The sequence below is a fragment of the Stenotrophomonas sp. PFBMAA-4 genome (genome assembly GCF_030053215.1).
Lineage (GTDB): Bacteria > Pseudomonadota > Gammaproteobacteria > Xanthomonadales > Xanthomonadaceae > Stenotrophomonas.
The window spans coordinates 34897-61117 of the sequence record NZ_JASGBW010000005.1 but is presented as its reverse complement, the minus strand read 5'-3'; the positions used below and the strand labels follow the sequence as shown (position 1 = coordinate 61117).

Below are 26221 nucleotides of genomic sequence, written 5' to 3'. Positions count from 1 at the left end.
GGAGAGGCGGTCATGAGGGTGGCGGTGCTCGAAGACGAGGCCGCGTTGCGGGACCTGATCATCGTGCCGGGGCTACGGCGGTACGGATTCGACGCACGCGGCTACGAGTCCATCCGGCAGTTTCAGGATGACGTTGTGGCTTTTGCGCCACGGTTGCTGATTCTCGATGTCGGGCTGCCGGACGGGGACGGCTACAGCGTGGCCCGGCAATTAAGGGAGACCCATCCGGGGCTGGGCATCATCATGCTTACCAGCCGGGCCGCCGTGGACGACAAGGTAAGAGGCTTGTCTGAGGGCGCCGATTCTTTCTTTTCCAAGCCCATTGAGATTGATCTGCTGGCTGCCGCCTTGCACAGCCTGGTCCGGCGACTTGTAAACGCGCCGCAAGTGCTACCGGCCGCTCGCTGGTCCTTGACGCCGGATGGGTGGGGCCTCACTGGGCCCAATGGAGCTGCAGTAGCCCTGAGCGGGAGCGAGCGCAGGCTTTGCGACACGCTGTTCGCACAGGCTGACAACCTCGTGCCGCGCGAAGAGCTTGCCTTGGCTGTTGCAGGACGCTCGGAGGACTTCGACGCGCACCGGTTGGATGCGATGATTCACCGGTTGCGCGCGAAAGTGCGAAAACGCTGCGGGTTGGAGCTTCCTCTGGCATCGGTGCATGGCAGAGGCTACATCCTCAGCCTTGGTCGCACCTCGGGAGATTGATGGAGAACACGGTCCCGATGTCCGGCGTGCTCTGCACGGTGATGGTGCCCCCGGCTTTGGTGACCAGTTCATGGACGACTGCCATGCCCAGCCCCGTGCCGCTGTCTGCAGGCTTTGTGCTGAAGAACGGCTCAAAGACACGTGCTGCGACCTCTGTAGGCATGCCAGAACCGCTGTCTTCCAGTGAGATATGAACCCAGTGTCCGGTGCTGCTGGTCTGTATTGAAAAGCGACCGGTTGAACCCATGGCATCGGCTGCATTGGAGGCGATGTTGAGGAGCATCAGTTCGAACTGGCTCCTGTCCATCAGAACGGTCGCCGGCTCACGCGAGCCCTTCAGAATCAACTGCGTTCCGGGCCCAAGAAGCTGTCGCAGCATCTGCTCCAGGGCTTGAATGGACTCCCACGCGTCGAACGGTTCGGGGTTGTCATTGTCTCTACGGTTGAACCGGAGAAGTCGACGGCTGACCGCCATGCCTCGGCGGGCGGATTCTTCTACGGCGTTCATGCCGTTTTCCAGTTGGCGAACGCGCTCGGTGATGCTGTCGCCCTCATCTTCGCGGCAGTGATTGGCAAACCCAATGATGACGGCGAAGATGTTGTTGAAATCGTGGGCCATGCCGCTGGCCAGTCGTTCAGTAATTTCCTTCTTCTGTGCATGGATGAGCTGGGAGTGCGCTTTCTCACGCTGCTGCATCTCTTCGGCCAGGCGGTGCCCACGGTTGTTCGACTCTCGTAACGTTTCCCGGAGCGCCTGGGTAGTTCGGTCAATGAGAATCGAAACCAGCAGGTAGGTGAAAACCAGCGGGGGTAGATTGAAGAACGCCCGCTCGGGAGCGTCAGAGAGCGGGCCCAGTGCATCGCGCGTTGCGCCCAGAAGGGTGCCTGCCACAAGGATTGCCAAGGTGATCCACAGCGGGCGTCGTCCGAGGATGAGGCCGCTGAGCAGCAGCACCAGCATCTGCGCCAGTTGGTCCGCGATCTGGCGCTGCAATCCGTTTACTCCCAGGTTGATGATCGACACTGCCAACAGGATTCCGACCAGGAGCTGCACGGAGAGCCTGAAGGCACCTCGACGTATCAACCAAAGGCCCGTCCATGCCACGGCCCCGATGGAAAGGCTCATTCCCAGCGACGCGTAGGTTGCCCAATGCGTTTCGGCCTGCGACAGGTACGGCCAGGCGATGGCGATCGCGAAGCACACCATGGCTGGGATCGTAATGCCCATGAACAACATCAAGCCTTGGACTACCCGCGCGTTGCGGCGATCGACGGGGTCGGCCAAGGGTGCCTTGTCCAGCCAGGAAAGGAACGTGCTGATCATGGGAGGAGAGGCCCTGCGCGTGAGAACTTGATGATATTTCGGAGAGGAAGTGCAGTCGACAACCCCCATCCTCCGCCCCTACGGTCGACCTCAGCAAGGGGGCCCTAGCTGACAACAGTGACGGGCGGAAGACAACCATCCATCCACGGCATGACGGTTCCGCCCAGCCGTGGCGACGCACTCCCAATCGAGGACGATCAGCAATGAATCGGATATACCGTACCGTATGGAATGCCACTCTGGGGCACATGGTGGTGGCATCTGAACTGGCCACACGCGCCGGCCGCGGATCACGCCGTCTGCGCTCCGCTGGCCTCATCGCCGGGCTGCTGCTGGCTCCGATGTCCGTTCTGGCATCGGACATCACGGTGGCGTTGGGAACCCAGGTGCTGTCCGATCCTTCAGGCCAGGTGGTCACGGAAGCGGAGCCGGAGGCTGATGAGGAGGTGCAGTTCTTTGCTGCGGCAGGTGGGGCGAACAGCTCCGCCGGTGCTTACGCAGATGGAGAGGACACCGTGGCAGCAGGCGAGGCCGCCTCGGCCATCGGGACGGGGGCAACGGCACTGGGAGCCGGCAGCGTCGCCTATGCGAACCGCGCGACCGCAGTCGGCCAGGAGGCTCTGGCGACCGGTGACTCCGCGACCGCCTTGGGCGGCCTTCTGGACGTGGATTACAGCATTGCCAACCCTGGCAATGGAGCGGTACTGAAGCAGCAGACCGCCGCCACCGGCCTCGCCTCCACCGCGACCGGCGCAGGAGCCCAGGCAAGCGGGGACTTCGCGACGGCATCCGGAGCAGGCGCGGTGGGTGCAGGGAAGTCCAGCGTAGCTGTAGGCGGCATCGCCGATGATCTCGAGGACCAGATCGGCTCCAGCTTCGAGGGCATGCAATTGAAGGCAACCCAGGCAACGGGCAGGCTGTCCACCGCACTGGGGGCGGGTGCACAGGCAATGGATACCTCGGCCACTGCGCTGGGTGCCTTGTCCCAAGCCACGGCGATCCGCTCCGTGGCGGTCGGCTACCGGTCGGTGGCAAGCCAATACGATGCCCTGGCTGTAGGCGATCGGGCGCAGGCCACGGGAGAGTTCTCCAACGCGATTGGTTCAGGAGCGAGAGCGCAGTTTGACCGAACCGTCGCCTTGGGCAGCAACAGTACGGCCGGAGCAGTCGGCGCAATGGCGCTAGGGCAGGGATCGATGGCCCTGGAAGAGAGCAGCACGGCCGTCGGCACTGGCTCGTGGGCAGCGGGAAGCGGAAGCATTGCCATCGGCGGCGCCATGACGTGGCGCGGAGACTTCTGGGGGGATGAAGCGGTTCTCTTCAAGAACAGCATTGCCGTGGGCACCGGTGCCGACGTGTATGGAAGCGAGTCGATTGCGCTGGGGGCAGGGGCAAAAGTCGGCAACGCGGACTTCGTCGATGGAAGTACGCTCATCGTCGACAACGCGGTCGCCCTGGGTGCCAATTCAATCGCCGATCGTTCCAATACCGTGTCGGTGGGTGCTGCAGGGCAGGAGCGCCAGATCGCCAATGTCGCGGCAGGCACGGAAGCTACCGATGCGGTGAACAAAGCCCAGCTGGATGCGGCGGTATCGGGCGCCTCCCGCTGGTTCCAGGCCACCGGCAGCGACCACAGCGATGCAGGGGCCTATGCTGATGGTTCCGATGCTACCGCCTCTGGCGAGGCGGCATCGGCGGTAGGCAACGGGACCACGGCGTTGGGCGCTGGCAGCGTGGCGTACGCCGAACATGCCAGCGCAGTCGGCCAGGAGGCGATCGCCACGCAGACTTCCGCTACGGCTGTCGGCGGCATCCTGGACGTGGACTACTCCATTGACAACCCAGCAAACGGCGCTGTCCTGTTCCAGCAGACCAGTGCGTCCGGCCTTGCATCCACGGCTGTGGGTGCGGGTGCACAGGCAGAAGGGGATTTCTCGTCTGCCTCCGGTGCGGGCGCGACCAGCAGTGGTAAATCCAGCGTGGCGCTGGGCGGCATCGCCGATGATCTGGAAGATCAGATCGGTGAGACGGGGATTGGCATGCAGCTCAAGCACACCGTGGCAAGCGGCCGCCTGGCCACCGCGGTTGGTGCGGGGGCCCAGGCGACCGACACGTCTGCCTTGGCGGTCGGCGCCCTGTCGGAGGCATCTGCCATCCGCTCGGTGGCCGTCGGGTATCGTGCGGCAGCGACCCAGTATGACGCGCTGGCCGTGGGTGACCGGGCCCAGGCGGGCGGCGAGTTTTCCAATGCCATCGGCTCAGGAGCCCGGGCGCAGGCCGACTGGACGGTGGCACTGGGCAGCAACGCAACGGCGGGAGCAGAGGGGAGCACGGCCATAGGGCAGGTTGCCTACGCCCTGGGTGAGAATTCCACGGCACTCGGTGGGGGCTCGTGGGCAGGTGGCAAGGGCAGCATCTCGATCGGCGAATCGATGGTCTGGAATGGCAACTTCTGGGCTGAGACGCCGGTTCTGTTCCAGAACAGCATCGCCATGGGCACCGGGGCCGAAGTTTTCGGCAGTGAATCCATTGCCCTTGGCGCGGGTGCGAAGGTGGGTGACCTGACCTTTGTCGACGGTCAACCCACGGCGGTCAACAATGCGGTTGCCCTCGGTGCGGGATCGTACGCCGATAGAAGCAACACCGTTTCGGTCGGTGCGGCTGGCAGCGAGCGGCAGATCACCCATGTGGCCGCTGGTTCAGCGGCGACCGATGCGGTGAACAAGGCGCAGCTCGATTCGGTGGCTGCCAGCCTGGGGGACCTGAGCGCCAACGCTGTGGTGTATGACGACGATGATCGGCAGTCGCTGACGCTGGCTGGTGGTTCAGGTACAACCCTGTCCAACGTGAGGTCTGGGCTGGTGGCGGCAAGCAGCACCCAGGCAATCAACGGGTCGCAGCTCTATATGGCCATGCAGTCTACGGTTGAAATCTTCGGCGGTGGCTCTGCGTTGTCCCCCTATGGATCGATCAGCATGCCGTCCTACACCATCCAGGGCACCCGCTTCAATGGGCTTGCGGACACTTTCTCTGCGATCGACCTGCAGCTGAGCGCCCTCAAGGGCCCGTCCGATGGATCGGAAGGGGGCGATGGTGGCGACAACCCGGTCGCAGTTGGTGGAGACAAGCCGGCTCAGTCGGGCAGTGGCACCAATGCGGTCGCCGTGGGTTCGGGCGCGGTGGCCAATTCCGAGAACGGCATCGCGTTGGGTGGTGATGCATACGCCCACGGGCCGAACGATACGGCCATTGGCGGCGGCGCACGTGTGGAAGCGGACGGCAGCACCGCAGTGGGCGCAAACGCACGGATCGCAGCTGCGGCGACCAATGCCGTGGCCGTCGGCGAGGGCTCGAACGTGGCAGCAGCGTCTGGGACCGCCCTGGGGCAGGGCGCTACGGTCACGGCGGAGGGCGCGGTAGCCCTCGGCCAAGGTGCGGTGGCCGACCGTGCAAATACGGTGTCGGTCGGAACCGTTGGCGGGGAGCGGCAGATCACCAATGTGGCAGCGGGCACCACGGATACCGATGCTGCAAACGTGGGCCAGGTCAACCGTGGAATTGCCGAGGCAAAAAGCTACACCGATACGCGTTTTGCCGCTATGGATGATGATTTTGCAGCCTATAAAAGCGCTGTGGACCGTCGATTGAGTTCTGTGGACCGCCGCATGGACAAGCAAGGCGCGATGAGCGCGGCGATGCTCAACATGGCAACCAACGCCGCAGGCACGCAAAGCGAGCGGGGAAGGATCGCGGTGGGTGCCGGCTTCCAGAGCGGTGAGCGAGCTCTCTCCATCGGCTATGCGAAGAAGATTGGCGAACGTGCGTCGTTCAGCCTGGGCGGAGCATTCAGCGGCGATGAGTCGTCCGCTGGTATCGGCTTTGGTATTGACCTGTAGCTTTTCCCTTGAAAACAGGGCGCTCATCGAGAGCGCCATTCCATCTCCAGGAGACTTCCAGAATGTTGATCAACAAACCACTGGCTGCGGCCATCGCTTCGCTTCTGCTTGCCACCGGCGTCAATGCAGCTCCCCGCTTGGACACGACAAAGGTGGTCAAGCGTGAGGCAACCACGCCGGCCACGGCCGGGCAGGCCAGCGCCGGTCAGCGCTTCATCGTCAAGATGACGTCCAGGTCCAGCCAAGGGCGTGCGGCTTTGAGCAGTTCGTTGAGCAGTTCGTCGCGGCGGGCGGGCATTTCAGTGGGTATCGCTGCCACCTCCAGCTCGCCTGCACGTCCGGCCGCTTCGGCTCAAGTGCTGCGCTCCATGGCATCGCCAGGCTGGTATGTGGTGAAGACGTCCCGAAAGCTGACTGCTTCCGAGACGGCGAACTTTGTCAGGGAGCTGGCGGCAGAGCCCGGCGTCTCCACGGTCCAGGTCGACCAGCTCTATCAGCCCCTGGACGTGGGCACGAGGGCGGTCCAGCCGCGGCTTGTTCCCAACGACCCGCAATACGGCACGATGCAGTGGAACTTCCACGACGCCACCGGTGGTGTCCGTGCCGAGCAGGCATGGGACAAGTCCACGGGCCAAGGTGTGGTCGTGGCCGTCGTTGACACCGGCGTCGTCCAGAACACGCCGGATCTGGCCGCCAACGTCCTTCCCGGCTACGACATGATTTCTGATCACCTGGTTTCCCGGCGCGACACAGACGAACGCGTGGCCGGTGGCTGGGACATGGGCGACTGGGTAGAGGAAAGCTACTGCACCCAGATGGGGGCGCCTCCCCACGTCGGGCGGGCAAGCTCCTGGCATGGAACTCACGTATCGGGCACGATCGCGCAGCAGACCAACAACGGTGCGGGCCTGGCGGGTCTGGCCCATGGTGCCAAGGTCCTCCCGGTTCGAGTGCTGGGGTCCTGTGGTGGTTACGGCAGCGACATTTCTGACGGTATCCTCTGGGCGGCGGGGGCGACTGTCGAAGGCTTGCCGGTGAACCCCAACCCGGCAGAGGTCATCAACATGAGTCTGGGCAGCTCGGCACCGCAGGCCTGCCCGCAGATCTATCAAGACGCGATCAACCAGGTCAATGCCATGGGCGTGGTCGTGGTCGTGGCTGCAGGCAATTCCAACGCCGATGCCGGCACCTACACCATGTCGTCCTGCGATGGGGTGATCAGCGTTGGCGCCTCGCGGGTGACCGGTGGCAAGGCGAGCTACTCCAGTTGGGGCAGTCGCGTCGATCTTGCTGCGCCTGGTGGTGGTGGATCTGTGGACGGCGATCCGCAAGGCTTCATCTTCCAGGTCATCAACGCAGGGGCCACCCAGCCCACCGACCAGTTCTCGGTCGGTGGATACACCGGAACGTCGATGGCTTCGCCGCATGTGGCCGCAGCGGCTGCCTTGGTGCAGAGCGTGGCGCCGGTGCCGTTGAAGTGGAATGAGATGCGTGACCTGCTCAAGCGCACTGCACGTCCATTCCCCGCCGCAATCCCGGCCAGCACTCCCATCGGCGTTGGTATTCTTGATGCCAATGCGCTGGTGACAGCCGCCACGGCCGAGCCCTGTGATCCGAAGACGGAGGATTGCACCCCGCCAGCGGTTGACCTGTCCAACAAGGTGGAGCTGCGGAATCTCACCAGTGCAAGCGGAGATGTGACCTACCGGTTCACTGCTGTGGCAGGCAAGCCGCTTACGGTGATGACGTTGAGTGGAAGCGGGAACGCATCGCTCTACGTCGCAGCCGGACGGGTGCCTACCTCTTCGGACTTCGACGCCAGCTCCACCCGGGCGACGAACACCGAAACCATCCGCATTGCTTCACCAAAGGCGGGCACCTACTACATCCGAATGACAGGCAACTTCTCGGGGCTGACCTTGGTCGCCCGCCAGTAATTTGCCAGTCAAGGGAACGGGAAGGGGGAGGCTGCCGCCTCCCCTTTTTCGCTTCGCTGTCGTCAGGTAACAAGAGCGCCACGTATGAGCAATTTTGACTGGTTGCTGGAAAGCAACGCATGGAGGGCCGGAGAAAGCGGCTTCTCCGAAATTGAAATGGAGCTGTCCCAATTCATGGCTCGGAGCGGGATTCGTGAGTGCAACTGGGATGAGGAACTGCTGGCGTGGCGCTGCCGTCAACTGGCGCTCGCTTCGCGTTGGTTTGAAGTCGCGCATGACCGTGACACAGGCCGTTTACGGATTGTTCGCCTGGACTAGGAAGCTGTTCACGATTTTTCGCGGGTAGTGAAAACCCTGCGGATGCGCGTGCAGATCCGTCCCATTCTGGAGCAGGCGCGCAAGCGTACGAAACCGCGGATCGTGGATCTGTATGAAGTGTGGTGTGCAGTACCTGCTGTCCAGCGACTTCCCGAAGTGGCGCACGGTGCATTCCTGCATTGCCAGGTGGAGCGAACCAGACGATGAAGGAGTGAGCCTGCTGGAGCGGGTGCTCAAAGAATCAGGTTGTCGCGGCTCGCCAGAGACAAGCGTGCAGCGCTTGCAGCACGCTCTTGACCGTGGCCTCACACAGTCTTTGCAACTTTGCGTCGAGCCATTGCTAAGTTCGCTGGGTATCCACTGCAGGAACTCTGCAATGATCCGGAAGTCCCCGCTTGTCCTGTTCTGCCTTTGCCTGGCCCCAGCGCTGGCCTTCGCCCAGTCAGACCGCCAGGTGGCTGAAGACATGGTCACCCGCGCCGCCAATGTCTGCCCCGGCCACAGCACTGAACGCACTACGCCGACCGTGAAGAAGGTGCCGGTGGGTGCGCTGCGGGTGATGCTCGACCGCGGCCTGGTGATGTGCCCGGACCGCCGCCTTGATGCCGCTGCCCCGGCGGTGTTCCATGGCCGCGTGGGGGTGTTTGGCTGGAACCCGGAAGTGCCGGCGGCGACGACGGTGGTGGTGGCGAAGATCGACCAGATGACCCGCAAGGATGAGTACCCGGTGGAGACGCTGGTGTGGGATGCCAAGGGCACCGCGCTGACCCAGCAGACGGTGCCGGCGTTTGAACCGCGGCCGGGTGCGGCGGTGTTGTACAAGGTGCGCTGATTCATCAGCGCTGCAGGGCCGGTAGATGCCCACCTTGGTGGGCGCTTCGGCTTGCGCGCGCGGTGTCGGAATCGTGCCCACCACGGTGGGCACCTGCCAGAGCGATGTGAGGGCGAATCCGCCACGGCGCTACTTCGCTGCTGCGTCCGCCGTCTGTGCGGCCACCATCGCCTGCTGCATCTCCTTCAGCGAGAGATAGCCGTCGCCATCGGTGTCCAGGCCGGCGAAGTACTTGGCGATCTCCGGCACGACGGCCGCTTCCTGCTTGCTGATCTTTCCGTCCTTGTTGGTGTCCATTTCCTTGAACGCGGCGTCGATGGAATCGGCCTGCTTGCTGAAGCGCGCCTGCTGGTATTTCGCGTACTCGGCCTTGTCGATGCGGCCGTCGCCGTTGCTGTCCATGGCGGCGAAATTCGAATCAATGTAAGCCTGCTTCGGATCATTGCTGGCGGCGTGGCCAAGCAGCGGCGCGGCGCAGAGGGCAATCAGTAGAGCGGTCTTGTTCATGCGGTGGTTTCCTTGAAGGCTGCGGGGCAGTTCAGCGGCAGGGATAGCTGTAGCCGTCCGAGCCACGGTAGGTGTCGTTGCGGCGGTCGTAGTTGCCGTAGCGGCTCATGCAGTAATCGGCGCGCTCACGGTTCTCGCGTTCACGCTTGGCAGCGGCCGCGATGACGCCGGCCACCACGGCCGCGCCCACCACACCCACCACCACGCCCTTGGCCTTGGCATCGTCACGGCGGTCGCGTTCCCGTTCGCGCTCACGGCGCTCGCGTTCATCGCGCTGGCGGTCTTCGTAGCCACGGTCCCATCCGGCGCGGTAGCCATCGCGGTGCTGCGCCTGCGCCGGGCCGGCATAGGGCAGCAGCACCAGAAACTGCACGGCGGCCGCCAGCAGCCATGCGCTGCGTCCTGTCTTCTCAACCATCGTTCCGCTCCTGTGCGGCTGTGTCGGTAGGCTCAGTACAGCGCGCGGACATTGCGCGAACCTGCCGTCACTGCAGCGTTCTGCATGCCGTTCAGCGGACCAGGGCTTCCACCGGGTCGAGCTGTGCGGCACGGCGTGCCGGCAGGAAGCCGAAGCCGATGCCGATCAGGCTGCTGCAGGCGAACGCGGCCAGGATTGAGGCGGAGGAGAACACCAGGCTGAAGCCGATATCGGCCAAGGCCAGCACCGCACCCAGGGCCAGTGCCACGCCGATGCCCAGCACGCCACCGAGCAGGCACACCAGCACCGATTCGATGAGGAACTGCTGCAGGATGTCGCTGCGCCGGGCACCCACGGCCATGCGCACGCCGATCTCGCGCGTCCGTTCGGTCACCGAGACGAGCATGATGTTCATCACGCCGATGCCGCCCACCACCAGCGCGATGGCGGCGATGGCGCTGATCATCAACGTCAGGATGCGGGTGGTTTGTTCGATGGACTGGCGGATCTGCGCGTTGTTGCTCATGTAGAAGTCCGTGCGGCCATGGCGGCGCGCCAGCAGGCGGCTGATCGAGGCCTCCGCTGCCTGCATGCCCACCGCATCGGAAACGCGGACGGTGATGTTCGACACGTGGCTCTGCCCCAGCATGCGGGCCATGGCCGTGGTGTAGGGCACCCAGACCTGCAGCAGTGAAGCGTCACCTACGGCGCCGGCTTCCTTCTTGACCACGCCGACCACCCGCACCGGCACGTTGCCCAGCAGCAGGCTCTGGCCGATGGGATCCTCCTGGGCAGCGAAGAACCGTGCGCGCGTGTTGGCGTCGATCACCGCCACCTGCTGGTGGCCGGCCACCGCAGGCTGGCCGAAGAAGCGGCCGGCGCCCAGCTTCAGCCCGTGCACGCGGAAGTACTGCTCGCTGACACCTTGGATCTGCACGTTTGCTGCACGATTGCCACGCTGTGCGGTGCCGCTGCTGGCCACGCCGGGCGTCGCGCTGTCCACGAAGGGCTGGCCGGCCAGGGCAACGCTGTCGCCCGGGGTCAGTGTTTCCACCTGCGCGGCGTGTACATCGCCGAAGCCCGAGCCGGGGTAGATCTCGATGGTGTTGGTGCCCAGCGAGGCGATGTTGGACAGGATGGCCTGGCGTGCACCGGTGCCCAGCGCCACCACCGACACCACCGAGGCGATGCCGATGATGATGCCGAGCATGGTGAGGAAGGTGCGCATGCGGTGTGCGTTCATCGCGCGCAGGGCCATGCGGAAGGCTTCGGTGAAGCGGTCGCGCAGCGCCTGCCAGCCGCTGCCCTCGCTGCGCGCCTGCAGGACGGCACTCGTGCTGGTACTGGCGGCCAAGGCAGCTGCGGTGGGGCGGTCATCCACGATGCGCCCATCGCGGATCTCGATGATGCGCTGGGCGTGCTCGGCCACGGCCATGTCATGGGTCACCAGCACCACGGTGTGGCCTTCGGCGTGCAGTTCACCGAGGATCTTCATCACCTCCTTGCCGGACTGCGTATCCAGTGCGCCGGTGGGCTCGTCGGCGAAGATCACCGCGCCACCGTTCATCAGCGCACGGGCGATGGACACACGCTGCTGCTGGCCGCCGGACAGCTCGCCGGGCAGGTGCTGCATGCGCTCGCCCAGGCCCAGACGCTGCAGCAGCGCCTGCGCGCGGCGGTGGCGCTCGGCCGCTGGCTGGCCGGCATAGATGGCCGGCACTTCGACGTTGCCCAGCGCGGTGAGGTCGGTCAGCAGGTGGTAGCGCTGGAAGACGAAGCCGAAGTGCTCGCGGCGCAGTTCGGCCAGTTCATCCGGCGTCATCTGCGCGGTCTCGCGGCCGGCAATGCAGTAGGTGCCGGCCGAGGGCCGGTCCAGGCAGCCGAGGATGTTCATCAGCGTGGATTTGCCCGAGCCGGACTGGCCGACGATGGCCACCAGTTCGCCAGCGCGGATATCCAGGTCGATGCCATCGAGCACCACCAGGGTCTGCTCGCCCGCGGCGAACTCGCGGCGGATGCCGCGCACGCGCAGCAGCGCCCCGTCCATCGCGGCGTCGGTCATGGCTGTGCAGCGCCCGTGGCAGCGGCGGCATCGGCAGTCTGTGCCAGCACCACCTGTTCGCCTTGCTGCAGGCCACTGCGCACCTCTACGTTGATCTGGTCATCCAGCCCGGTGGTGATGCGCCGCGCGGCTGGCCGGCCATCGGCGCCACGGACCTGCACGCTGTAGCTGCCATCGGCTGACCGTGCGCCCAGGGCGGCCGATGGGATGGTCAGCACCCCCTTGGCACGGCCGAGCACGATGCGCACCTGTGCGGTCATGTAGCTGCGCAGGCGGCCATCGGCGTTGTCCACGTCGAACTGGCCGTTGTAGTACATGGCGGTGCGGCTGGCACCGGCCGACGCGCCGGGCGCGGCGAAGCCGGAGGTGTCTTCGTTGGTGATCGATTCCGGCGCCGGTGCGATGTCGCGCAGCGTGCTGCTGTAGCGCCGGCCGCGGTCGCCGAGGATGGTGAAGTACGCCTCCTGGCCCAGGGTGGTGTGCACCACGTCGGCCTCGGAGATTTCAGCGTAGACGGTCATCACGTCCTGGTTGCCCAGCATCACGATGGTCGGCGCGCTCTGCACGGCGTTGACGGTCTGCCCCTGGCGGGCGACCACAGCCAGCACGGTGCCGTCGGTGGGGGCAGTGATGCGCGTGTAGCCCAGGTTGGTCTGTGCCACGTCCACATCGGTCTGCCGTTGCACCACTTCGCCATCAAGCGCAGCGACCTGTTCGCGGGTGGCGTCGACCTTGCTCTTCGCTGCATCGTAGTCGGCACGCGCCACCAGTTGGCGGGCAACCAGTGCCTGCTGGCGCTGCAGGGTCAGCTGGTACTGGCGCAGGTCGGCAGCCAGTGCATCACGGTTGGCGCGGGCGCTGCGCTGTGCGGCCTGGGCGCTCTGCAGCGCGTTGCGCTGGGTGCGCGAGTCGATCTCGGCAATCAGGTCGCCGGCCTTCACTCTGTCGCCCAGCTTCACGTGCAGGGTTTCGATGCGGCCGGAAACCTGTGCACCCACGCTCACCAGGCGCGAGGGCTTCAGGGTGCCGGTGGCTTCGACCACCTGTTCGATATCGCCGCGTTGAACGGGCGACACCTCCAGTTCCGGCGGTGCGGCCGGCATCAGCCAGAGCACGGCCAGGGCCAGCAGGCACGCGCCAGCGGCGGCGGCGATCCACAGGCGGCGACGGGTGCGGGGTACGGCGCTCATGGGCGCGTTGCCCGTTGTGCGGTGAACATCGGAAATCCTTGCAGGAATGACGGGCGTGCCTGTGCGTGCAGGCAGGGCCGAGTCTCGATGTCCAGGATTGCGCCAACCTTGCGGCGCCGGGCCTGTTCAGCGGCTGCCGACCTGCAGCGCCACGGCGACGGCCGCGCACAGGCTGCCCAGCACCAGCAACAGATGCCCTGTGATGCGATGCGTGCCAGCACGCAATTGCACGGCCACCGACACGCCGATGCAGGCCGCGCCCGCCAGCAACGCGGCGCGCGCGGGCAGGGACAACAGCACCGCCTGCCCGGCCAGGGTGGCGGCCAACAGCGTGGCCGTGGCCACATGCAGCGGTCGCTGCCAAGGGCGATGGCGGCCGTGTGCAGTCAGCCGTGCGTTGAGCAGCAGCAGGGCCACGCTGGCGCCGAGCAGGGTGTTGGCACCCGGGGCCGCGACCGTTGCGAACGGCAGCAGGCTGGTCCACGACAGCAGCGCCGGGGCAGGGGCTTCCAGCCGCTGCGGCCACGGTGAAGACACTCCGGTGCTGGCCTGTGACCATGCGGCCATGGCATGCAGCGTGGCGTGCGTCGCCACCAGCGGCAGTGTGGCCGCCGCCAGCGCGGCGCCTGCGTGCAGTGCCACGAACACCACCAGGGCGGCGCCGGGCAGGGCCATGAACAGTGCGCCGAACAGTCGCGCCAGTGCGATCGGCCGCGCCGGCTCCGGCAGGTCGCGCAGCCAGCGTGGCCAGTGTGCCAGCCCGCGCAGGCGGCGCTGTTGCGGATGCCGGTTCCATGCGGCGGCGGTCAGCGAAGTGGCCGCGGCGCCCGGTTCGGATCGGGGCGTGTTCTTCGGCGGTGCAGCGGCGGCCTGCGGCATGGGCGTCCTTTCAGTACGGAACAGGGACGCGCACAGGCGCCCTGCGCCCGATACTGCGCAGCCAACATTGCCGCAAGCTTGCCGGCGCGTGCCGCACGCGCGCGCAGACAGGTGGCAGTCACGCCGCCGGCGGGTTCGCACCGGGGTGCGGCGGAAACTCCACGCGGATCAACGCGCCGCCACCGGGCGCGTCGAGAATCGTGACCTGGCCACCGTGGCGTTCCACCACCTGCCGCACCAGATTCAGGCCCAGGCCCGCGCCACTCTGCCGGGGGCGCAGGCGCTGGAAAGGCTCGAAAACGCGTTCGCGTTCGGCCACCGGTATGCCGGGGCCATCATCTTCCACTTCCAGGCAGCTGCCCTGCACACGCACGATCACGTTGCGGCCACCGTGTTCGGCCGCGTTCAAGACCAGGTTGGAGATCACCCGCTCGATCGCGCCGGCTTCGCCCAGCACCGGGTAATGCTGCTCCACCGACACCGCGACCGTGCGCTCGGACTGGATCAGCAGTGGCGCCAGGTCGGCCACCGCGCGCTTGGCCACACGCGCAAGGTTCAGCGTTTCCTTCGGCCCGTCTTCGTCCATGCGGTGCAGGTCCAGCAGCTGCTCGGCCAGCGTGGCCAGGCGCGCTACTTCCAGGGCCAGGCTGTGCGAGGTGGCATCGTCGGCGGCGTCCAGCTTCACCCGCAGGATCGCGATGGGCGTGCGCAGTTCGTGGGCAGCAGCCGCAATGAAGCGGCGCTGGCGTTCGTGGCCCTCGTCCAGCCGGTCCAGCGCGTCGTTCACTGCGTTCACCAGCGGTGCGATCTCCACGGGTACCGCCGTGGCGGTGAGGCGGATGCCGCGGTGGTTGGCGGAAATCTTCCCGGCTTCGGCGGCGATGCGCTCCACGCCGGCCAGCGCGCGGCGCACGATGATCGGCGTCAGCACGATGGTCACCAGCGCCAGCAGCAGGAAGATCGGCACGGTGATGATGTGCGCGGCCAGCGCCATCTGCCAGGTGAGGGTATCCACTTCGCCATGGGCCATGATCGTCAGCTTGCCCGCCGGGCCGGTGTGCTGGCGCACCACCACCGCCAGGCCGTCGCCGCGTTCGCGCCCGCGCAGGTCTCCGTAGGGAATGCCGTCCAGCAGCCCCACCAGTGAGGCGTAGGCAGGCGGCACGTTGCCGAAGGTCACGTGGTGGCCGCTGTCATCCTGGGCGATGAACCAGGCGCCCGGGGCGATCTTCAGTTCTTCGGCCAGCTCCGGTGTGTTCTTCACGAACAGCCTGCCGCTGGCATCGCGATGCACGGCATCGGCGGCCACCGGCGCGAACGTCTGGATGGTGTAGTAGCCACCGCTGTCCACGCGCACCAGCACCATCAGCAGCACGAAGAACGCCAGCAGCAGGGCCAGCAGGTGGAAGATCAGCGGCTTGATGATCAGCGGCCACTTCAGCGAAGGACGCCGCGCCATTACTTGATTTCCCGCATCAGGTAGCCGACGCCGCGGATGGCGTGGATCTCCACGCCGGCATCGGCCTCGGCCAGCTTGCGGCGCAGGCGCGAGACGTGCGAATCGAGGGTGTTGGAGTGCACGCCATCATCGAAGCCGTACACCGCCATCTCGATGGATTCGCGCAGCACGGTGCGGCCGATGCGCCGCGCCAGCGCGGCCAGGACGCGGATCTCGCGGCGCGGCAGGTCCAGCCGCTCGCCGCCCACGCGGGTTTCACCGGACACCGGGTCGAAGCTCAGGCGGCCGACGGTGACAGTCTCGGCGTTGAGGCCGCTGGGGCGGCGGCCGACGGCGCGGATGCGGGCGAACAGTTCCTCCAGCGCAAAGGGCTTGGCCAGGTAATCGTCGGCACCTTCATCCAGCCCGGCCACGCGGTCGGGCAGCTGGCCCAGCGCACTGAGCACGATGATGGGTACGCCGGGGTTGTGCTGGCGCAGCAGGGCGATCAGGGCCAGGCCATCGCCGTCGGGCAGGGTGCGGTCCAGTAGCACCAGGTCGTGCAGCCCGCAGAGCGCCGCCTCGCGGGCCATCGCCACAGTGCCGGCCAGATCCACCACGTGGCGCTCGCGCTGCAGCGCGCCTTTCAGCGTGGCGGCCAGTTCGGCTTCGTCTTCGATCAGCAGGATATGCATCGGCGGTACGGCGTGGAGAGAGGGAGGCGGCGGTGCCGCACCGTATTACAGGAACATTGCGTGAACATGGCGTGGCCCGGTGCCGTGTGGGATTTATCCCGGCGGCAGGGCGGGGGCGGTGTACGGCGTGCCGGCCAGTGCCACCAGGACCCCGGTCGTGCCGCGCACGATCAGCTGCAGCATGGCCTCGCGCGGTTCCTCATTGCCTGCCAGGGCCTGCAACCCGCGCTGATAGGCGGCCACCACCACGCCCATGAGCATGCCCGCGCCAAGGCGCGCCTCGGCATCATCGGCGTCACGGCCTGCGGCAGTGGCCATCAGCAGGGCCAGATCATCGGTCAGTTGCGCCTGCAGGCGCCGCCCGTGGTCGGCCAGCACGGGGCTGTTGGCCACGGTGGCCCAGAACGCGGCGGCGCCGGGGTGGATGCGCAGCAGGGGGTGGCCACTGTGCAGCAGCTCGCGCAGCAGGGTGCTGAAGGCGGCCAGCGGGGTCAGGCCGGCATGCGCATGCATGCCCTCACGCAGCAGCTGCCGTGCTTCTTCGTCGCGGTCGAAGACCAGGTGTTCCTTGCTGGCGAAGTAGTTGAACACCGTCTTGCGCGATACCCCGGCGGCCTCGGCGATATCGGCCATCGACACGGCCTCGAAGCCGCGCTCGATGATCAGGCGCGTGGCCACATCGGAAATGGCTTGCCGGGTTTCGGCCTTGCGTTGCTCGCGGCGGCCAGCAGGTGGGCTCATGACGGGTTCACATCGAAAACGTACACCGAGTGTAACATTCGCGGCGACAGAGCGCCGACCCGGTGCTCATGGGGGTTTTCCATGCAGTACGACGTGGTCATCGCCGGGGCCGGCCCGGTCGGCCTGTTCCTGGCGGCCGAGCTGGCCCAGGGTGGCGCGCAGGTGCTTGTGCTGGAGCATGCGGCAGTGGCCGACACGCCGCTGAAGCGGCTGCCGTTCGGCCTGCGCGGCCTCACCGCGCCCACGCTGGAGGCGCTGGACCGTCGTGGCCTGCCGCAGGCGCTGGCCGCCACCCAGGTGCGCATGCCCGCCAAGGGGGCGCCGCCGCCGGGCACCGCGCACTGGTTGGCGCAGGCGCGGCCACTGGGCGGGCACTTCGCCGGTATTCCGTTCGCGCTGGACCGCGTCGACAGCGGGCGCTGGCCGTACCGGTTGCCTGGTCCGGCGGCCACCCAGGTGCCGGTGGAGCTGGCGGCGCTGGAAGTGGTGCTGGCCGAACGCGCGCAGTCGCTGGGCGTGCGGATCATGCGCGGTACGGCCGTGGAAGACCTCCAGCCGCAGGCTGACCATGTGCGGGTTGATGCAGGCGGGCAGCGCTTCACTGGCCGCTGGCTGGTGGGCTGCGATGGCGGCCGCAGCACGGTGCGCAAGCGCGCCGGTGTTGCCTTCGTCGGCACGGCGCCTGAGTTCACCGGCCACTCCCTCGGCGTCACGCTGGAGGATCCCACGGTGCTGACGCCTGGCCGCCAGTACACCGACCATGGCATGTGCAACTTCAACCCGCCCGGCACGCTGGCACTGGCCGATTTCGATGGTGGCGCCGGGCACCGCCAACCGCTTGACCGTGATACCGCTGAGGCCCTGCTTCGCCGCGTTTCAGGCCGCGATGTGCGGGTGCGCGAACTGCACCTGGCGACAACCTGGACCGATGCCGCGCGCCAGGCCGAGCGCTATCGCCACGGGCGCGTGCTGCTGGCCGGTGACGCCGCGCACGTGCATTCGCCGCTGGGCGGACAGGGGTTGAACCTCGGGCTGGGCGATGCGATGAACCTGGGCTGGAAACTGGCCGCCGTGCTGCGTGGCGAGGCGGGCGAGGCGCTGCTGGACAGCTACCACGCCGAGCGCCACCCGATCGGGGCACAGGTGCTGGACTGGTCGCGCGCGCAGGTGGCGCTGATGCGGCCGGGTGCGGGCTCGCGTGCGCTGGCTGCGGTGATGGCCGATCTGCTCGATACCACCGGGGGCGCGACCTACATGGCCGAGCGCGTGTGGGGTATTTCGCAGCAGCTGCCGCTCGGGGGCGCGCATCCTTTGGTCGGGCGCAGCGCGCCGGATTTCGTGTCGGCTGATGGGCTGCGCATGGGCGAACTGCTGCGCGCCGGACGCGCTGTGTACTGGGTGTTCGACGCAGGTTCGCCGCTGTGCGGCGTGCTGGATGCGTGGCAGCCGCAGGTCCAGTGCATTATCCGCCAGCCCATAGATGGCATGGGACTGGCCGCGCTGCTGGTGCGGCCCGATGGCATCGTCGCCTGGGCGGCCGACACTGGTGAAGCGGCAGGCGACGTGCGTGAGGCGGCGTCGCGCTGGTTCAGATCCGCAGCGTAAGCACCGTCCCGGCGCCATCGGAACTGATGACGCTCAGCGTGCCGCTGTGGGCCTTGGCGATCTGCGAGGCGATGTACAGCCCCAGCCCGAGCCCCGCATCCAGCCGGCGCTCCTGCGGCCGCGCAAACGGCTCGAACATCTGCGCCAGCTGCGCTGCGGGAATGACGCCCTGGTTGGCCACGCTGATTTCGATGCCGTCTTCGGTGCCTCGGCCATGCACCCGTATCGGCTGGTCCGCCGTACCGTGCACGGCGGCGTTGATGACCAGGTTGGCCAGCAGCTGGCACAGGCGTGCGGCGTCGCAGAGGAAGGTCAACGGCAACTGCAGGTCCACCTCGCAGCTGCGCTGCGGATACGGGCGCATTGCTTCGCGGCAGGCCATGGCCAGGATGCCCGAGAGGTCCGACCACGGCTCCAGCTTCAGTGCGATGCCGCTACCCAGGCGTCCGCGTGTGAAATCCAGGGTGACATCGATCAGTTCGGCGATGCGGTCGGCACTCTCGTTGATATGGCCAAGCACCTTCTTCTGCGAATCGGACAACGCGCCCAGCGACAGCAGGTCGACACCGGCGCGGATGGCCTGCACGGGGTTGCGTAGATCGTGCGCCAGCACACCGATGAATTCTTCGCGCTGCTTGGCCACCCGCTGCAGTTCGGCATTGGACTGCTCGAACTCGGCCAGTTGGCGGCCGACCGAATCGCCCTGCGCCCTCAGGCCATCGATGGTGCGGCTGTCGGCATCGTGGCTGAGGATGGCATCGATCTGCGCCGCCACCAGTGCCGCCAAAGAGTTCAGCGACTGCACGCGTTCCTCATCCACCGGCCGGGGTTCCGGGTCCAGCGTGCACAGCGTGCCGAAAATGGAGCCGTCGACCAGCACCAGCGGCACCGAGAGGAAACTGCGGAAGCCGTACATGCCGGGGATGGGGCTGCACTGGTAGTCCGGGTGGCTCAGCGCATCGGCAAACCACACCGGGGAGCACGACGCGCGGACTTCCTTGCAGAAGGTCTTGTTCACATCGAGGAGCATGCCGCTGGAAATGCCCAGGCCGGCGCTGTCGATGCTCTGGATGGAGCGTGCCGAGGTGTCGGTTACTTCCGCCACCAGTGCCACGCGCATGCCGGTCAATGCGCATGCCAGGTCCAGCGATGGCCGGAAATCGATTCGGGTAGGCATGGGGGTTCCAGACAGACTGCGGTATGCGGCCAGTATAGCGAGCGCTACTGGAGTTTCATCACGCCTTCGCGGCCGCATGCACACACTGCACGCCCTTCCCGAACCGCAAGGCATGCCGTGATCAGCAGTACGCTCCTCCAGACCTTCTCCGCTTCCCACCCGGCCGATGCGCGTGTGCTGCGCACCCGGTTTGGCAGCAAGGAGACTTTCGTGGGCTGCTGCGTGACCGGCATCGAACTGGGCCGGCCGGTGTTCGACATGGCCGGCGAGCAGATGCTGGATGCGCTGTTTGAGCGCGCCGGGCAGGTGAAGGTGGTGGTGCTGGGCAGCGCCTTCGAGTGCCCCATCCGCTTCCATCAGGAACTGCAGCAGGTGCCTGCCGATACCGCGTTGTGCTTCGCGTTTGGCGATGTCGTGGCGCTGGAGGAAGCGTTGCCGCTGCTGCGACCGCAGTACACCGGCGGCGTGCTGGAGCGCTGCGGCTCGCTCGAGGGTGTCGGCGTGGCTGAACTGCTGGCCACACGCGCCGCGTAACCGCGCGCAGAGGCAGTCGAGCAAGCTCGACTCTACGCCTGGGAATACTCGGTGTGTAATCGCGTGCTTCGTAGCGTCGAGCTTGCTCGACGGATTTTCACGCAGAGGCAGTCGAGCACGCTCGACGCTACGCCTGGGCGGACGCGGGGCGGAATCGTTCGCTGAACGCTTCAGCCGTCATCGGTCGAGCCAGGGCAAAGCCCTGGATTTCATCGCAGCCCAGTGCCTGCAGCCGCGCGACCTGCTCGGCGCTTTCCACGCCTTCGGCCACCGCGGCATAGCCCAGGCGCTGGGCCAGGCCGATGATCGCTTCCACCTTCAGCGCGGCACGCGGGTCCAGGCACAGGCGGTCGATCACGGTCTTGTCCAGCTTGAGCGTGCTGATCGGCAGCTCGGTGAGGTAGCCGAAGTTGCTGTAGCCGCTACCAAAGTCATCCACGGCGATGCGCAGCCCCGCCGCCGCCATCTGCCGCAGCTGCTGGCCAGCGGGGGAGTCCACGCGCAGCCACTGGCTCTCGGTGATCTCCACTTCGATGTCCGCGCAGGACAGCCCTTTCTGTTCGATCGCGCGTATCAGTCGCAGCGCCGCATCTTCCTCGCCCATGTCGCGCGCCGAGTAGTTGATCGAAAGGGTCAGCGTGATGCCCGCCGCGCGCCAGGCAACGCACTGGTCCAGCGCCTGGTCGATCACCCAGCGGGTGATGCCCTGCATGACCGCCGTGCGTTCGAACACCGGGATGAACTCGGCCGGGCTGACAGTACCCAGTTGCGGGTGGTTCCAGCGGATCAACACCTCGGCGGCCACTGGTTCCAGGTCCGAGGCGCGGAAGCGCGGCTGGTAGACCAGGTGGAACTGCTTCTCCTGCAGCGCTTCGCGTGCATCGGTGGCCAACCGATAGCCGCGCCGCGTCCGCGCATCGCGCGTTTCGGAATACCAGCGGAACGGCGCGCGGCTGTTGATGGCGGCGTTCAGTCCCACCAGCATGCGGCGGATGGCCTCGTCCGCCGTGTGCTGGCCCAGCGTGACGCCACAGATGCCGGCGTGGAAGGAGGGCGACATCGGCACCTGCGCGGCCATCATGGGCCGGGTCAGCCGATCCTGCAGCTCGGCCACCAGGTCTTCCACGGCCTTCGACGATGACACCTCGACCACGAAGGCAAACCGCGCCACACCCACGTGGTAGACCTCGGCCATGCCGTCCAGCGCCACCCGCAGGCGCACGCCGATGCGGCGGATCAGCGTTTCCAGTGGCGCCATGCCCAGTACCTGGCCGGCCTCGGTAGCGGTGGTGGCATCGAAGACGTCGATCAGCACCGCATGCACGAAGGTGTCCGGCTCGCGCGCGGCGTGGGCGTCGAAGTCCAGCGCGAACTGATGGCGGTCGGGCAGGCCGCTGACCGGATCGCGGCGGCCGGTCAGCGCGCGCAGCTCGAGTTCGTTCATCGCTGCATTGGCCAGGGTCTGCAGCTGGCGACGCTGCGCTTCGGAAAACTGCCGGGGCGCGTCGTCCATGATGCAGAACGCACCGATGGCCACGCCGTTGCGGGCAACCAGGGGCGTGCCTGCATAGAAGCGAAGCTGCGCATCGCCGGTCACCAGCGGATTGCTGGCGTGGCGCGGGTGCGCGCGCAGGTCATCGATGACCAGTGTCTCGGCAATGCCGATGGCAGAGGCGCAGATCGAATCGCGGATATGCGTCTGGGTGACATCCAGCCCCTTGCGCGAGACCAGCCGCTGGCGATCGACCTCCAGCAGCGAAACGAACGCAACGGGCACGTTGAAGGCGTGCGTGGCGAGCTCGGTGAGGCTGTCGAGGGCGGCGCCGGAGACGTCGCCGAGCGCATTGAGGCCGGCCAGGGTGGAAAGGCGTTCTTGTTCGGGGGAGGGCATCAGGACCACATCAGAACGTACAGGGGGCTGCACAGGCGGAACGACCGCGGCAGCGCAACCACAATGTCGCGCGGCAGGGATCGGGGGAAGGGGTGCAGGCCGCTGCCTGCTGAATGCTTCAGGCCTGCGCCGTGATGGTAGTGCGGGGCCGATGCGGGCAGTGTGAGTGCCCGCATCGGCCCCTGCCGATCAGGCCGCGCGCCGGAGTGCGGTGGCTGCGTGGCCCGAGACGCGGAACACGGCGGCGGCCTGGTCCAGTTCCGCTGCCTGCCCGGCCATTGCGCGCGCGGCTGCACTGGCTTCCTCGACCAGCGCGGCATTCTGCTGGGTGGCCTCGTCCATCTGCGCGATGGTCTGGTTGACCTGCTCGATGCCAGCCGCCTGCTCGACGCTGGCCTGGGCGATCTGCTGCACCAGGTGCCCGGTCTGCCCCGCGGCATCGGTCAGCTGCCCGATGGCGGCCTCGGTCTGGCGGGCGATGGCGATGCCCGCTTCCACGCTGCCAGTGGATTCATCGATCAATGCCTTGATGTCCTTGGCCGAGGCCGCCGCGCGCTGGGCCAGGGTGCGCACTTCGCTGGCGACCACGGCGAAGCCGCGGCCCTGTTCGCCGGCGCGGGCCGCCTCGACCGCTGCATTGAGGGCCAGGATGTTGGTCTGGAACGCGATGCCGTCGATCAGGCTGACCATTTCGCCGATGCGCAGCGAAGAGGCGTTGATCTGGCCCATCACGCGCACCACGTCCTGCACCGCGTGCGCGGTCTGCTGCAGGGCCTCGCCGGCACTGCGCGAGGCCGCATCGGCCTGCTGCGCATGCTCGGCGTTCTGGCGGACGGTGGAGGTCAGCTCTTCCATCGATGCAGCGGTTTCTTCCAGGTTGGCGGCCTGGCTTTCGGTGCGCCGCGACAGGTCGGCGTTGCCGGCGGCAATCTCATCGGACGCACTGGCGATCGAACCGGAGGCCTGCTGGATGCGGCGGATGATGCCGGCGAGGTTTTCCGCCGTGCGGTTGGTGTCGCGCTGCATGGCGGCAAACACGCCCTGGAAGTCGCCGTCGATGCGGCGGGTCAGGTCGCCCTCGGCCATCGCACCCAGCACCTTGGACAACGCACCGAGGCTGCCGTCAGCGGTGGCCATCAGGCGGTTGAGGTCTTCGATCATGCGGCGGAAATCGTGGCGATAGGCGGTGGCATCACCACGCGCGCTGAAGTCGCCGGCCGCGGCGGCCGATGCCAGGCGCTGGATGTCCTGGTTGATGGCGTGCAGGCTGGCCTTGGCGGCATCCATCGATTCGTGCAGCATCGCGCGGCTGCCCGGCAGGCGCCGTGCGTCGCGGCTGAGGTCGCCCTGGGCATACTGGTTCAGTACCTCGATGGCGTCGACGATCGCGTCCAGGTGCTCGAACACCATGGTGTTCATGCCCTGCGCCAGCTCGCCGTAGACGCCGGGGAAATCCACCGGCATGCGGTGACTGATGTCCTCGGCGGCATGCTTGCCGATCATCAGCTGGGTCTGCTGCGAGAAACGCTGCAGCAGCCCGACCATGCCGTCGGTGGCACGCAGCATCTGGCCCACTTCGTCGGGGCTGTCGTCCTGGTGGCGGATGCTGAGATCGCCGCGGGTGACCGCATTGATCGACGCCTGCACCTGCGCCAGTGGGCGGGTCAGGCTGCGCGAGATCAGCCATGCCGCGATGATGCCCAGGCCCAGGCTGAGCACGCCGAACAGGCTGAGCAGCGCGGTCGTGCGTGCGGCCAGTGCCTGCATCTCCTTGGCGGCTTCGTCGACCAGGGTCTGCTGCAGTTCGGCGAACTCGGCCAGCGCGGCGTTCCAATCGGCGGCAGCGGGGCCGGCACGGGTCAGCAGCTGCGTGCTGGCCGCATCGAAATCGCCGGCCAGCATCGCCGCATCGAGGTCGCGGTTGAGTGCAACGGTGGCCTGCTGCTTCTGGGCAACCTTGGCGCGCATTGTTTCGGCCAGCGGGCTGGTGGCCGGGCGCTCGGTGAAGTGGGTCCAGATCTGGTCGTAGCGCTCCGACATCGCATGCGCCCTGGCAATGTCCTCGCCCAGGCCCTGGCCGCGCTTGATCAGCATGTCGCGGCGCAGGAGCAGCAGTTCCTTGTTGATGATGAGCATGTCGTACAGCTCGCCCATGCGGGTGACGCGGACGTTCACGGCGTTGTCGAACTGTTGCCGCTGCTGGTAATTGCTGTGCAGGGCGATCGCAAGAATGGTGGCGATCAGGAGAAGCAGGATGGAAAAGCCCGCAGTGAGGCGGGTGCCAACCTTGAAGCGGCGCAGCGTGTTCATTTTGTGAAATCCGGTAGTCGTTGTAGGCCCGACTGCCGGGCGTGTCTGCACAGGAGAGAGTCCCGGCAAGCAGTACAACGGTAGCGGCGGCGCAGGCTGAAGCTTTAGCGCCGGCGACAGGATTTTTTCCGGAGGTGCCTGCAGGTCAGGCGATGCAGAGCACGAACACGGCCGACAGGGCGAGCATCAGCACGAATACCCGCCGGCTGAGGGCCAGGCAGGCCAATCCAGCGGCCAGCGCCCAGGCGCCGAGCAGCAAGCACGCCAGCAGCCACAGCCCCATGCCCATCAACGAGCCGGACACCACGCCGGACAGCGCCAGTGCCTTGAACAGGCCCACGCCCAGCACGCTGCCCAGCATTCCGGCCTGCAGGGCAACGGCATCATGGCGGGCGGGGGCAGGGCGGTGATGCATGGGCTGCACTGTGCAGGAAGCCACATCCACGCCATGTGTTTTTTGCGGTTCAGCGAAGGCGGCGTAGGGGTCAGAGCCCTTGCCTTTGGCAAGGGATCCGACCCCAGGCCCACCGCTCACGCGTCGTCGTCCAGCGCATCCCCATCCCAGTCGGTCGGCGCGTCATCGGCCTGCAGCCCGTCCGGGTCGACGGGTTCGAGCAGCGTGTAGTCATCGCGACGCGGGTCGCGGATGCCGAGGCCGACGTACGTGGCTTCCAGTGCAGCGGTATGGGCACGCCGCCGCAGTTGTGCCGGTGTGGCCAGGGTGCCGCTGAGCCAGGCCGCAGCTGCGGCGGGCTCAAGGAACACCGGGCCATCGGGCGACAACGGGGCGGGTATGGCTGGGTTGCCATCGGTCAGGATCGAAAACGTATCGCGCTGTTGGCCCGCGTCATCCTGCCAGTGCTCCCACAGCCCCGCCGCCAGCAGCGCTACGCCATCCTGGCGCTGGACGAACATCGGCCAGGGCGGCCGCCGCTGCCGGTCCCATTTGAAATAGCCGGTCATCGGCACGATGCAACGGCGCTTGTTCCAGGCATCGGCAAAGACGCGGCTGCGTGGCGCGCGTTCCAGCCGGGCGGTGACCGTGGTGTAGGGCGTGGACGGTTGCTTCGACCAGCGCGGCACCAGGCCCCACTGCATGTCCGCAACAACGGTGCCCGCAGCTGCATCGGATGCCCCGGCGGCCCAGACCCATGCGTGGCCGTCCTTCCCGATGTTGTAGCGCGCATCGGCACCGGCCAGCGCCGCAGACACTTCGCCGGGCAGGTCAGCGGAAAAGCTTTCCGCGTCGACGAAGGCCTGCACGAAGCGCCGCATGCCCGCCCCGCCGCGTCAGTGCGGCGCGTGCGCCTGCAGTACGTCGCGGCCGTGCGGGGTCAGGTCGATGTCACCGTCTTCGGCCTGCACCGCAAGCCCGGCGGTGACAGCCCAGGTGGCGTCGTCGCCCTTCACCGGCTGCGCATCGGCGATCGCGCGCAGGATCTGCAGCTGTCCGGCCGTCAGGGTCGCGTCCATGTTCATACACCCAGTACCCGCGGCAGCTGCCAGTCGGCCACGCGTGCATTGCTCACCGCCTGGTGGCAGCCGCAGTCATCGCAACGGAACAGGGTGCCACCGGGAAGATGCAGCAGGTTGCCTTCGGTGGACGATGTCGTGGCATCGCAGTGCTTGCAGGTCACCGTCAGCGCGGTAATGCGTTCGACGCCACCGGCCATGTTGAAGACGGCCTCGAAGGCGCGAATGGCGAAGTGACCGGTGTCCGACATGGGAAAGGGGCTGCCAGGGAGAAGGTGCATTCATCGTC

The 26221-nt window shown here is 66.9% G+C and carries 23 protein-coding genes and 1 pseudogene; 8 read left to right on the top strand and 16 right to left on the bottom strand.

Annotation, left to right across the window (positions count from 1 at the left end):
- The first annotated feature begins 12 nt into the window (after nucleotides 1-12).
- Complete coding sequence (locus tag QMZ26_RS05220) at nucleotides 13-705, top strand: response regulator transcription factor (protein WP_283220784.1); 693 nt, start codon at nucleotides 13-15, stop codon at nucleotides 703-705.
- On the opposite strand, the gene QMZ26_RS05215 is transcribed toward QMZ26_RS05220, so the two are convergent.
- Entirely contained in the window at nucleotides 677-2029 is a 1353-nt protein-coding gene (locus QMZ26_RS05215; RefSeq protein WP_283220783.1) for an ATP-binding protein, read from the bottom strand. The two genes, QMZ26_RS05220 and QMZ26_RS05215, sit on opposite strands and share 29 nt — an antisense overlap.
- A 203-nt stretch (nucleotides 2030-2232) precedes the next feature.
- Between QMZ26_RS05215 and QMZ26_RS05210 the strand changes: the two genes are divergently transcribed.
- The 5 genes and pseudogenes from QMZ26_RS05210 to QMZ26_RS05190 all read left to right on the top strand — a co-directional run bounded on the left by QMZ26_RS05210 (nucleotide 2233) and on the right by QMZ26_RS05190 (nucleotide 9012).
- Complete coding sequence (locus QMZ26_RS05210; RefSeq protein WP_283220782.1) at nucleotides 2233-5925, top strand: ESPR-type extended signal peptide-containing protein; 3693 nt, start codon at nucleotides 2233-2235, stop codon at nucleotides 5923-5925.
- A 62-nt stretch (nucleotides 5926-5987) separates the two neighbouring features.
- The gene (locus QMZ26_RS05205; RefSeq protein WP_283220781.1) at nucleotides 5988-7862 is read left to right on the top strand and encodes a S8 family serine peptidase; all 1875 of its coding nucleotides are present in this window, start codon (nucleotides 5988-5990) and stop codon (nucleotides 7860-7862) included.
- Between the two features lie 84 nt (nucleotides 7863-7946).
- The gene (locus QMZ26_RS05200) at nucleotides 7947-8180 is read left to right on the top strand and encodes a hypothetical protein (protein WP_283220780.1); all 234 of its coding nucleotides are present in this window, start codon (nucleotides 7947-7949) and stop codon (nucleotides 8178-8180) included.
- A gap of 42 nt (nucleotides 8181-8222) precedes the next feature.
- Nucleotides 8223-8503 (top strand): annotated as a pseudogene (locus tag QMZ26_RS05195) (IS5/IS1182 family transposase); the annotation flags it as partial.
- 53 nt (nucleotides 8504-8556) lie between these two features.
- Nucleotides 8557-9012 (top strand): hypothetical protein, encoded by a 456-nt coding sequence (locus QMZ26_RS05190; protein ID WP_283220779.1) that lies wholly within the window; start codon nucleotides 8557-8559, stop codon nucleotides 9010-9012.
- 129 nt (nucleotides 9013-9141) lie between these two features.
- Here QMZ26_RS05190 and QMZ26_RS05185 read toward each other — a convergent pair whose 3' ends face one another.
- The 8 genes from QMZ26_RS05185 to QMZ26_RS05150 all read right to left on the bottom strand — a co-directional run bounded on the left by QMZ26_RS05185 (nucleotide 9142) and on the right by QMZ26_RS05150 (nucleotide 16942).
- Complete coding sequence (locus tag QMZ26_RS05185; RefSeq protein ID WP_283220778.1) at nucleotides 9142-9519, bottom strand: EF-hand domain-containing protein; 378 nt, start codon at nucleotides 9517-9519, stop codon at nucleotides 9142-9144.
- A gap of 31 nt (nucleotides 9520-9550) precedes the next feature.
- Nucleotides 9551-9937, bottom strand: coding sequence for a hypothetical protein (locus QMZ26_RS05180; protein ID WP_283220777.1), 387 nt, complete (start codon nucleotides 9935-9937; stop codon nucleotides 9551-9553).
- A 91-nt stretch (nucleotides 9938-10028) separates the two neighbouring features.
- A complete protein-coding gene (locus QMZ26_RS05175) occupies nucleotides 10029-11999 on the bottom strand; it encodes a MacB family efflux pump subunit (RefSeq protein ID WP_283220776.1) in 1971 nt (656 codons plus the stop codon).
- Nucleotides 11996-13189: an efflux RND transporter periplasmic adaptor subunit gene (locus QMZ26_RS05170; RefSeq protein WP_283220775.1), complete on the bottom strand. Its 1194-nt coding sequence runs from the start codon at nucleotides 13187-13189 to the stop codon at nucleotides 11996-11998. The genes QMZ26_RS05175 and QMZ26_RS05170 overlap by 4 nt, the downstream gene beginning before the upstream one ends.
- Nucleotides 13190-13315: 126 nt before the next feature.
- Nucleotides 13316-14068 (bottom strand): hypothetical protein, encoded by a 753-nt coding sequence (locus tag QMZ26_RS05165; protein WP_283220774.1) that lies wholly within the window; start codon nucleotides 14066-14068, stop codon nucleotides 13316-13318.
- 118 nt (nucleotides 14069-14186) lie between these two features.
- The gene (locus tag QMZ26_RS05160) at nucleotides 14187-15527 is read right to left on the bottom strand and encodes a HAMP domain-containing sensor histidine kinase (protein WP_200732422.1); all 1341 of its coding nucleotides are present in this window, start codon (nucleotides 15525-15527) and stop codon (nucleotides 14187-14189) included.
- Nucleotides 15527-16201 carry a response regulator transcription factor gene (locus tag QMZ26_RS05155; RefSeq protein WP_283220773.1) on the bottom strand — a complete coding sequence of 225 codons (675 nt, stop codon included), beginning with the start codon at nucleotides 16199-16201 and terminating at the stop codon, nucleotides 15527-15529. Before QMZ26_RS05155 ends, QMZ26_RS05160 begins: the two co-directional genes overlap by 1 nt.
- A 93-nt stretch (nucleotides 16202-16294) precedes the next feature.
- Nucleotides 16295-16942 (bottom strand): TetR/AcrR family transcriptional regulator, encoded by a 648-nt coding sequence (locus tag QMZ26_RS05150; protein ID WP_283220772.1) that lies wholly within the window; start codon nucleotides 16940-16942, stop codon nucleotides 16295-16297.
- An 81-nt stretch (nucleotides 16943-17023) separates the two neighbouring features.
- Between QMZ26_RS05150 and QMZ26_RS05145 the strand changes: the two genes are divergently transcribed.
- Nucleotides 17024-18547, top strand: a complete 1524-nt coding sequence (locus tag QMZ26_RS05145; RefSeq protein ID WP_283220771.1) for an FAD-dependent monooxygenase — start codon at nucleotides 17024-17026, stop codon at nucleotides 18545-18547.
- Here the strand turns inward: QMZ26_RS05145 and QMZ26_RS05140 are convergent.
- Nucleotides 18531-19724 (bottom strand): GAF domain-containing sensor histidine kinase, encoded by a 1194-nt coding sequence (locus tag QMZ26_RS05140; protein ID WP_283220770.1) that lies wholly within the window; start codon nucleotides 19722-19724, stop codon nucleotides 18531-18533. The two genes, QMZ26_RS05145 and QMZ26_RS05140, sit on opposite strands and share 17 nt — an antisense overlap.
- 117 nt (nucleotides 19725-19841) lie before the next feature.
- On the opposite strand from QMZ26_RS05140, the gene QMZ26_RS05135 reads away from it, so the two are divergent.
- Nucleotides 19842-20258: a hypothetical protein gene (locus QMZ26_RS05135; protein WP_200732417.1), complete on the top strand. Its 417-nt coding sequence runs from the start codon at nucleotides 19842-19844 to the stop codon at nucleotides 20256-20258.
- Nucleotides 20259-20385: 127 nt separating this feature from the next.
- Here QMZ26_RS05135 and QMZ26_RS05130 read toward each other — a convergent pair whose 3' ends face one another.
- The 6 genes from QMZ26_RS05130 to QMZ26_RS05105 all read right to left on the bottom strand — a co-directional run bounded on the left by QMZ26_RS05130 (nucleotide 20386) and on the right by QMZ26_RS05105 (nucleotide 26183).
- Nucleotides 20386-22149 carry a sensor domain-containing phosphodiesterase gene (locus QMZ26_RS05130; protein WP_283220769.1) on the bottom strand — a complete coding sequence of 588 codons (1764 nt, stop codon included), beginning with the start codon at nucleotides 22147-22149 and terminating at the stop codon, nucleotides 20386-20388.
- 189 nt (nucleotides 22150-22338) lie between these two features.
- The gene (locus QMZ26_RS05125; protein WP_283220768.1) at nucleotides 22339-24459 is read right to left on the bottom strand and encodes a methyl-accepting chemotaxis protein; all 2121 of its coding nucleotides are present in this window, start codon (nucleotides 24457-24459) and stop codon (nucleotides 22339-22341) included.
- Nucleotides 24460-24604: 145 nt separating this feature from the next.
- On the bottom strand, nucleotides 24605-24874 hold the full coding sequence (locus tag QMZ26_RS05120; RefSeq protein WP_283220767.1) for a hypothetical protein: 270 nt from the start codon (nucleotides 24872-24874) through the stop codon (nucleotides 24605-24607).
- Nucleotides 24875-24990: 116 nt separating this feature from the next.
- Nucleotides 24991-25734: an SOS response-associated peptidase family protein gene (locus QMZ26_RS05115; protein ID WP_283220766.1), complete on the bottom strand. Its 744-nt coding sequence runs from the start codon at nucleotides 25732-25734 to the stop codon at nucleotides 24991-24993.
- 15 nt (nucleotides 25735-25749) lie between these two features.
- Nucleotides 25750-25938 (bottom strand): hypothetical protein, encoded by a 189-nt coding sequence (locus QMZ26_RS05110; RefSeq protein ID WP_079222315.1) that lies wholly within the window; start codon nucleotides 25936-25938, stop codon nucleotides 25750-25752.
- Nucleotides 25935-26183, bottom strand: coding sequence for a hypothetical protein (locus QMZ26_RS05105; RefSeq protein ID WP_079222314.1), 249 nt, complete (start codon nucleotides 26181-26183; stop codon nucleotides 25935-25937). The genes QMZ26_RS05110 and QMZ26_RS05105 overlap by 4 nt, the downstream gene beginning before the upstream one ends.
- Nucleotides 26184-26221 lie beyond the last annotated feature (38 nt).

Bases quoted from the DNA above. Each gene is read 5' to 3' on its own strand.
- QMZ26_RS05220 (WP_283220784.1), top strand. From the start codon at position 13: ATGAGGGTGGCGGTGCTCGAAGACGAGGCCGCGTTGCGGGACCTGATC.
- QMZ26_RS05215 (WP_283220783.1), bottom strand. From the start codon at position 2,029: ATGATCAGCACGTTCCTTTCCTGGCTGGACAAGGCACCCTTGGCCGAC.
- QMZ26_RS05210 (WP_283220782.1), top strand. From the start codon at position 2,233: ATGAATCGGATATACCGTACCGTATGGAATGCCACTCTGGGGCACATG.
- QMZ26_RS05205 (WP_283220781.1), top strand. From the start codon at position 5,988: ATGTTGATCAACAAACCACTGGCTGCGGCCATCGCTTCGCTTCTGCTT.
- QMZ26_RS05200 (WP_283220780.1), top strand. From the start codon at position 7,947: ATGAGCAATTTTGACTGGTTGCTGGAAAGCAACGCATGGAGGGCCGGA.
- QMZ26_RS05190 (WP_283220779.1), top strand. From the start codon at position 8,557: ATGATCCGGAAGTCCCCGCTTGTCCTGTTCTGCCTTTGCCTGGCCCCA.
- QMZ26_RS05185 (WP_283220778.1), bottom strand. From the start codon at position 9,519: ATGAACAAGACCGCTCTACTGATTGCCCTCTGCGCCGCGCCGCTGCTT.
- QMZ26_RS05180 (WP_283220777.1), bottom strand. From the start codon at position 9,937: ATGGTTGAGAAGACAGGACGCAGCGCATGGCTGCTGGCGGCCGCCGTG.
- QMZ26_RS05175 (WP_283220776.1), bottom strand. From the start codon at position 11,999: ATGACCGACGCCGCGATGGACGGGGCGCTGCTGCGCGTGCGCGGCATC.
- QMZ26_RS05170 (WP_283220775.1), bottom strand. From the start codon at position 13,189: ATGAGCGCCGTACCCCGCACCCGTCGCCGCCTGTGGATCGCCGCCGCC.
- QMZ26_RS05165 (WP_283220774.1), bottom strand. From the start codon at position 14,068: ATGCCGCAGGCCGCCGCTGCACCGCCGAAGAACACGCCCCGATCCGAA.
- QMZ26_RS05160 (WP_200732422.1), bottom strand. From the start codon at position 15,527: ATGGCGCGGCGTCCTTCGCTGAAGTGGCCGCTGATCATCAAGCCGCTG.
- QMZ26_RS05155 (WP_283220773.1), bottom strand. From the start codon at position 16,201: ATGCATATCCTGCTGATCGAAGACGAAGCCGAACTGGCCGCCACGCTG.
- QMZ26_RS05150 (WP_283220772.1), bottom strand. From the start codon at position 16,942: ATGAGCCCACCTGCTGGCCGCCGCGAGCAACGCAAGGCCGAAACCCGG.
- QMZ26_RS05145 (WP_283220771.1), top strand. From the start codon at position 17,024: ATGCAGTACGACGTGGTCATCGCCGGGGCCGGCCCGGTCGGCCTGTTC.
- QMZ26_RS05140 (WP_283220770.1), bottom strand. From the start codon at position 19,724: ATGCCTACCCGAATCGATTTCCGGCCATCGCTGGACCTGGCATGCGCA.
- QMZ26_RS05130 (WP_283220769.1), bottom strand. From the start codon at position 22,149: ATGCCCTCCCCCGAACAAGAACGCCTTTCCACCCTGGCCGGCCTCAAT.
- QMZ26_RS05125 (WP_283220768.1), bottom strand. From the start codon at position 24,459: ATGAACACGCTGCGCCGCTTCAAGGTTGGCACCCGCCTCACTGCGGGC.
- QMZ26_RS05120 (WP_283220767.1), bottom strand. From the start codon at position 24,874: ATGCATCACCGCCCTGCCCCCGCCCGCCATGATGCCGTTGCCCTGCAG.
- QMZ26_RS05115 (WP_283220766.1), bottom strand. From the start codon at position 25,734: ATGCGGCGCTTCGTGCAGGCCTTCGTCGACGCGGAAAGCTTTTCCGCT.
- QMZ26_RS05110 (WP_079222315.1), bottom strand. From the start codon at position 25,938: ATGAACATGGACGCGACCCTGACGGCCGGACAGCTGCAGATCCTGCGC.
- QMZ26_RS05105 (WP_079222314.1), bottom strand. From the start codon at position 26,183: ATGTCGGACACCGGTCACTTCGCCATTCGCGCCTTCGAGGCCGTCTTC.